This is a genomic window from Rhizomicrobium sp. (assembly GCF_056722145.1).
Map to the genome: position 1 here is coordinate 1 of NZ_JBWZET010000296.1, position 6,645 is coordinate 6,645.

6 protein-coding genes are annotated in these 6,645 nt (G+C 65.6%); 4 read left to right on the plus strand and 2 right to left on the minus strand.

Annotation, left to right across the window (positions count from 1 at the left end; translation table 11 throughout):
* The 3 genes from AC1P6P_RS15315 to AC1P6P_RS15325 form a co-directional block, all read left to right on the plus strand.
* A partial coding sequence (locus AC1P6P_RS15315) for a hypothetical protein (RefSeq protein ID WP_481403308.1) occupies positions 1 to 1,143 on the plus strand: 1,143 nt, incomplete at its 5' end.
* Positions 1,113 to 2,084, plus strand: coding sequence for a glycosyltransferase family 2 protein (locus AC1P6P_RS15320; RefSeq protein ID WP_481403309.1), 972 nt, complete (start codon positions 1,113 to 1,115; stop codon positions 2,082 to 2,084). The genes AC1P6P_RS15315 and AC1P6P_RS15320, both read left to right, overlap by 31 nt.
* Positions 2,085 to 2,094: 10 nt before the next feature.
* Positions 2,095 to 2,550, plus strand: coding sequence for a GtrA family protein (locus AC1P6P_RS15325; protein ID WP_481403310.1), 456 nt, complete (start codon positions 2,095 to 2,097; stop codon positions 2,548 to 2,550).
* Here AC1P6P_RS15325 and modC read toward each other — a convergent pair.
* Both modC and modB read right to left on the minus strand, forming a co-directional pair.
* The gene (gene modC / locus AC1P6P_RS15330; protein WP_481403311.1) at positions 2,498 to 3,592 is read right to left on the minus strand and encodes a molybdenum ABC transporter ATP-binding protein; all 1,095 of its coding nucleotides are present in this window, start codon (positions 3,590 to 3,592) and stop codon (positions 2,498 to 2,500) included. The two genes, AC1P6P_RS15325 and modC, sit on opposite strands and share 53 nt — an antisense overlap.
* Positions 3,589 to 4,272, minus strand: a complete 684-nt coding sequence (gene modB, locus AC1P6P_RS15335) for a molybdate ABC transporter permease subunit (protein ID WP_481403312.1) — start codon at positions 4,270 to 4,272, stop codon at positions 3,589 to 3,591. The genes modC and modB overlap by 4 nt, the downstream gene beginning before the upstream one ends.
* Before the next feature lie 103 nt (positions 4,273 to 4,375).
* Between modB and AC1P6P_RS15340 the strand changes: the two genes are divergently transcribed.
* Complete coding sequence (locus AC1P6P_RS15340) at positions 4,376 to 6,202, plus strand: hypothetical protein (RefSeq protein ID WP_481403313.1); 1,827 nt, start codon at positions 4,376 to 4,378, stop codon at positions 6,200 to 6,202.
* Positions 6,203 to 6,645: the final 443 nt, after the last annotated feature.

Sequence of the window (6,645 nt, forward strand, 5' to 3'; positions counted from 1 at the left end):
TTCACCCTGACGGGACTTGCCATCATCGTCGTCCGCCGCCGTGAAATGGCGGAAGGCCCGCTGTTCTCGGTCGCCAAATGGTGCGGACTAGCCGGCCTTCTCACCGGTTTCGCCGCCGGCCTCAAGCTGCCGATGGCGCCCTATGCGATGGGATTTGCCGGCGCGCTGATCGTCATCGGCGGCTCGCGCAAACATCTCCTGACGCGACTCGGTGCGGGCGCGGTCGGCGGCATTGCCGGGTTCTTTGCCGGCGCGGGCTACTGGATGCTGAAAATGCAAGAGGTGACCGGTAATCCGCTGTTCCCCTATTTCAACGACTACTTCAAGTCGCCGCTGGCGCTCAGTTCGCCCTATCGCGACATGCGCTTCATCCAGCATGGCTTCCGGAACATCCTCGATTTTCCGATCCGCTTCTCGATCGACTACCGCGTCGCCGACGACATTCCCTACGGCGATATCCGCATCGGCATCGCCTATGTGATCGTGATCGCGGCCTCGGCGGTGTGGCTGGCGGGCAAGCGCACCAAGGAAACCCTGTTCGATCCGGTCGCGATCCGCATCCTGTTCGTGTTCGCGGCGGCGACCTATTTCTTCTGGCTGAAGCTGTTCTCGATCCATCGCTACATCCTGCAATTGGAAATGCTGGCGCCGCTGCTGATCGCGATGGGCGTCGGACTGTTGCCGCTCGGCAAGAAGGCCCGCCTGGTCACGATCGGCGCGCTGTTCTTCTTTGCGCTGCTGTTCACGCGCACCGAGCATCTCGAAGGCGCGCCGCTGGGCGATCCCTATATCGCCGTCGACCTGCCGCCGATCGCCGATCCGGCACACACCCTGGTGGTGATGACCGGCGATGCTCCACTCGGCTTCATCGCCCCGGCGCTGCCGCCCCAAATCCCGATCCTTCGCATCGACGGCTGGATGATGCAGCCCGAAGACGGCTCCTTCCTGACCGGCGAGATGCGCCGGCGCGTCGCCGCCCACAAAGGGCCCCTCTTCCTGATCGCCGATGCCTATGATATGGGCCGCGCCAGCGCCGCCGTCGTCGATTACGGGCTGGCCATCGATTTGCAGAAATGCCGCATCTTCACGACCAATCTGACAGGGACCTATCAATGGTGTCCGCTCTTGCGCCGCAACTCGTAACCCGGCCGGAACCGAGGCTCGCGGTCCTGATCCCCTGCTACAACGAGGAGGCGACCGTCTCCAAAGTCGTGGCCGACTTCCGCGCGGCGCTGCCGGGCGCCGAGATTTACGTCTACGACAACAACTCCAAGGACGCGACCAGCGCGCGGGCCCGCGAGGCCGGCGCCGTGGTGCGCACCGAGACGCGCCAGGGCAAAGGCAATGTCGTGCGCCGCATGTTCGCCGACATCGAGGCCGACGTGTACATTTTGGTCGATGGCGACGACACCTATGATGCCGCCGTGGTGCCGGCCTTGATCCAACAGTTGATCGACGAAGGTCTCGACATCGTTTCGGGCAAGCGGGTGGCGACCGGCGCGGCGGCCTACCGTCGCGGCCATGTCCTCGGCAACAAGATGCTGACCGGGCTGACCAGCCTGATGTTCAAGGTCCGGCTCGGCGACATGCTGACCGGCTACCGCATCATGTCGCGCCGCTTCGTCAAATCGTTCCCGACAGCAGTGGAAGGTTTCGGCATCGAAACCGAGCTGACGGTCCATGCCGTACGCATGCTGGTGCCGATGGCCGAAGTCGATACCGTGTACAAGGAACGTCCCGAAGGCTCGGTGTCGAAGCTGTCCACCTATCGCGACGGCTGGCGCATCCTGATGACCATCGCCGGCCTGACGCGCCGCGAGCGGCCGCTGGTGTTCTACGGCATCATCTTCATCCTCTTTGCGCTGTTCACCTTCGTCTTCGGCCTGCCGCTGGTGATCGTCTATTTCGAGACCGGACTGGTGCCGCGCCTGCCGACTGCGGTCCTGGTGGCCTCGACCATGGTGATCGCATCGCTGGCGCTGGTGGCGGGCCTCATCCTCGACACCGTGACGCGCGGACGCTGGGAGCAGAAGCGGCTGGTCTATCTCGCCTTCCCCGGCCCGCACGATCTGCGCCGGCCGTAGAAAGATTTCCGTGAACACGCTGATCGCAAAACTCGCGGCGTCCAAGCTGGTGCGGTTCGGTGCCGTCGGCGGCGCCGGCATGTTCGTCAATCTTGCGGCGCTGGCGCTGGCCAAGGAAGTCCTCGGGCTGCACGACCTCGCCGCGTGGTTCTTCGGTTTCTTGGTATCGGTGACCTTCACCTGGTGGGGCAACCGCACCTTCACTTTTCATGAGCACAAGAGCACCGGCCACACCGGCATCCTGGCCGAGTGGTTCCGCTTCTTTCTCACCAACTCCTTCGGCGCCGGCGCCAATGTCTGCGTCTATGCCCTGCTGCTGTGGTGGGCGCCCTGGCCGCTCGATCTGCTGCGCAGCGATTTGAGAGCCTATCCGGCGCTGTGCATCGGCGTGCTGGTCGGCCTCCTCTTCAATTTCACGCTGTCGAAGAAGCTGGTGTTCCGGGCGAAGCCGTCCGTGCAACCGTAACCGCCTTCACCACGACATAAACCGCCTGCCCGCCTGCCAAACCGAGCCGCGCCGCCGAGGCGCCGGTGATGCGCGCGACGAGCGGCGTGGCGCCACACTGAAGCTGCACATCGACATGATCGCCAACAGAGCGGATGGCGGCAATGGTGCAGGCCAGCACATTGTTGGCGCTGATGGCCCGCGGTTCTTCGAGTGCCAGCATCAAGTCTTCGGCCCGGAGCCGCACCCGTACCGCCGCGCCGACCGGCTGGCGCAGAGCCGGCACCAACAGGAGACCGCCGTCGAAGGCCAGCCGCGTCAGCCCATCGGCCTGGTGGGCGGCGATGCGGGCCTCGAACACCGCGCCCAGCGGCGGCACGCCGGCGATCTGGCCGACGTCGGTGAGAAGCTCGAACACCGGCCCCTGCGCCGTGACGCGACCATCCCTGATCACCACGATCTCGTCGGCAAGGCGCGCCACCTCGTCGACCTGATGGCTGACATAGAGCATCGGCAGACTGGTTTCGCGCGCCAGCCGCTCGAGATAGGGCAGGATTTCGTCCCGTCGGGCGAGATCGAGCGCCGCCAAGGGTTCGTCAAGCAGCAGCATGTCGGGCGCAGCCAGCAAGGCCCGCCCCAACGCGACACGGCTTTTCTCACCGCCCGAGAGATCGCGCGGGCGCCGATTCAGAAGTGCACCAAGACCCAATAGATCGATGACGCGGACGACGTCGTCGGCTGCCGCCTTTGCCGCCGCGCGGCGCCAGCCGAATTTCAGATTCGCGTCCACGCTCATGTGCGGGAACAGGCGGGCATCCTGGAACACCACCGCAAGCCGGCGCTGCTCCGGCGGCACGAACACGCCCGGCGTCTCGGTCAGCACACGACCGCCGACCGCGATGCGCCCCTTTTCCGGGCACCATAAGCCGGCGATCGCCGCCACGATGCTCGATTTGCCCGACCCCGACGGTCCGAACAGCGCCGTCACCTGGCCATGTGTGACGAATGCGACATCGAGCGCGAAGCCCCCCAAGCGGTGGGCGAGACGGACTTCGAGAGTCATCGCCAGATCCTCCGGGCGGCAAGGTTGCCGGCACTGACGAAGACGATGGCGAGCAGGATCGACAAGGTGCACAGACGGGCTGCGGCCATTTCGCCGCCGGGAGCCTGCAGCGCGGCATAGATGGCTAGCGGCAGGGTCTGGGTCTCGCCCGGGATGTTGGACACGAAGGTGATGATCGCCCCGAACTCACCGAGGCTGGCGGCAAAGGCGGTGATCGCTCCCGACACGATGCCGGGGAGCGCCAGCGGCAGGGTGATGTTGAACAGCCGATCCCACCAGCCGGCGCCCAGCGTGCGGGCGGCTGCCGTCAGTCCCGGATCGGACGCCTCCAACGCCAGCCGAATGGCGCGGACCTGCAACGGAAAGGTGATCAAGGCACTGGCCAGCGCCGCGCCAGTCCAGGAAAACACGAATCGGATGGCGAACGTCTGCCACAGAAAGGCGCCGACCGGCCCACGGCCGCCGAACACCACCAGCAGCAGATAACCGACCGCGACCGGCGGCAGCACCAGCGGCAAATGCACCACCGCATCGATCAGGCCGGCACCGGCGAAGCGGTGGCGGGCCAGAAAGAGCGCCGCCAGAAAGGCAAACGGCAGCGCCGCAGCCACAGCGACCGTAGAAACCTGCAGCGACAACGCCAAGGCCGTCGCTTCAGCGGGGGAAAGAAAATCGCTCATCGGCTGAAATTCTATGGTGAAATCCACACTGTCGTCACGGTGACGCGAAATCTTCGCAACTTCTCGGCTTGACGTGCCGGTCCAGTCTACTACCGTTCCGGGCATGGGGAAGTGGGCGGGGCTGGTCGCACTGGCCGTCATGGCCGTCGCGGCGCAGGCAGAAGACATTCCGGTAGACTCGAAGGCGGGGCTCACGATCACCCTGCCCGATGGCCGTGTCGCGACCGTTCAGGCGCCGGCATCCACCGCCGCGACGCCGCCGGCCGCCGCGCCCGAAGCCAAGCCGGCCGACATTCTGGCCGCCGCCTCGAAGGCGTTTGCGACCGGCACCTACCTTCTCAAAAGCGACCGCTGGAGCGAAGGCGACGAACGCGAGTACAGCCAGTTCATCACCGAAATCGGCGAATCCGGCTGCGCCACGGTCAACAAATGCCTGCACGATCCGCGCAATCCCTATCGCGGCACCGATCCAGCCGGCATTGCTTTCGCCGCCGACTGTGCCGACCTGCCCTATTACCTGCGCTTTTATTTTGCCTGGAAGCGGGGCCTGCCGTTCTCGTTCGCGGCCGAAGTGGCACCGCGCGGCCATACCCGCGACATGCGCTATACCGCCGCCGGCAATCGCGTCGAGCTGCGCCTCAATCCGGCGGGCTATAACGGCTACGCCATCCTCGATTACCTGCGCGGGGCGGTGTCGTCGGCGACCTATCGCATCCATCCCGAACTCGAAACCCCCGAGGAACAAGACCTCTATTCGCCGGCCCTGACGCCCAAGGCGATTCGGCCCGGCACGGTGATCTACGACCCCAACGGCCATCTGGCGACGGTGTGGAAGGTCGAACGCAACGGCCGCATCCACTATTTCGACGCCCATCCCGATTACTCGGTGACGCGCGGCTATTACGACGTCCGCTTCGTGCGCTCCTCGCCCGGCATGGGTGCCGGCTTCAAGAACTGGCGGCCGCAACGCCTGGTCGGCGGCAAGAAACAGGCGGACGGCACCTGGAAGGGCGGCTCCATCGTGCTCGCCGAGAACAAGGAAATCGCCGACTTCTCGGTCGAGCAGTTCTTCGGCAACGGCAAGCGCCCGGCCGAGGATCGCGACTGGAACAGCGGCAGCTTCACGCTCGCCAGCGAGGTGGTGAACTATTACGACTACGTCCGCGGCCAGATGGCGGGCGGCACGCCGCTGTTCGATCCGGTGCGCGAAGTCGGCGACATGGTCGATTCCAACTGCGCCGACCTGCATTACCGCGGCGACGCCGTCGACCTGGCGCTGGCCGCCGGCACCCACAAGCGCTCCGAGCCCGACCGGCTGCCGCCCAACATCTACGGCACCGAAGGCGACTGGGAGACCTATTCGACGCCGTCGCGCGACGCCCGCCTGAAAACCGCGTTCAAGGAGCTCTACGACGCCGCCAAGCGCTTTATGTGGCTGGCCCAGCACAAGGACCCCAAGCTCGCCTACAAGGGGACGAACCTCGCCGGCGACATGCTGAGCGCCTATGACAGCCATGTTGCCCAATGCCAGATCTCCTACCTGCGCTCGAACGGCTCGAAGGTGTCGTTCGGCTATGAAGAGGCGCGCCGCCGCCTGTTCGACATGTCGTTCGATCCCTACCAGTGCCCGGAGCGGCGCTGGGGCGCCCGCGGCGACGAGCTGGCCACCTGTCCCGACGGCCCCAACAAGGCGGCCTGGTACGAGGCGGAGCGCTTCCTGCGCAATCAGATCGACCGCACTTATGACGCGCGGATGGATTTCGGCCTCGACGAGCTGAAAACCCCGGGACCGGGCAAAGGCGTAGCCGCCCCGCCCGAAACCGACGTGCGCGGCTGGCTCCTGACCCAGCCCGGCGCCCAGGCCGCGCTCAAGGCCCGCACGCCAACCAAGCAGGCTGGCAAGCAGCGGCCGTGGTGGTGGCCGCTGTGAGGACAGTCATCCTTCGCGGCCCCGCGCTTTAAAGGACGTGCCAAACTTCACCCGCCCGTGCGCGCGGTGCACCTCTGGATGACGCGCATCCCGGGGCGGTCGGCTTACAATTCAGCGGATATACGAGAAATGGGGAAACCTCCCGCATCCTTCAAGGGGAGTTTTCGGCCTGCGACAACTTGAACAAAACAAGTCCAAATCAGGCGGTTAGGTTTTGAGTGCGTGAGAATGAGTGTCGGTCGTGCTGTTTGGTCGCCCCCTCCGGCCTGACGGCCACCTCCCCCGCTATTCAGGCGACGGACACCATCGTCGCGTTCTCGACACCGCGGGGAGGAAAGAGAGGGGCACAAACGAAAACGGCGGACCTTCAGGCCCGCCGTCTTGCGTCTGGACGTGTTCGATCCGGCTTAGTGGGCGCGGATGTAGAGCGACCACATGCGGGC

What these genes read in the sequence shown, in the direction of transcription:
- AC1P6P_RS15320 (WP_481403309.1), top strand. Translation starts at nt 1,113, where the DNA reads ATGGTGTCCGCTCTTGCGCCGCAACTCGTAACCCGGCCGGAACCGAGG.
- modC (WP_481403311.1), bottom strand. Translation starts at nt 3,592, where the DNA reads ATGACTCTCGAAGTCCGTCTCGCCCACCGCTTGGGGGGCTTCGCGCTC.
- modB (WP_481403312.1), bottom strand. Translation starts at nt 4,272, where the DNA reads ATGAGCGATTTTCTTTCCCCCGCTGAAGCGACGGCCTTGGCGTTGTCG.
- AC1P6P_RS15340 (WP_481403313.1), top strand. Translation starts at nt 4,376, where the DNA reads ATGGGGAAGTGGGCGGGGCTGGTCGCACTGGCCGTCATGGCCGTCGCG.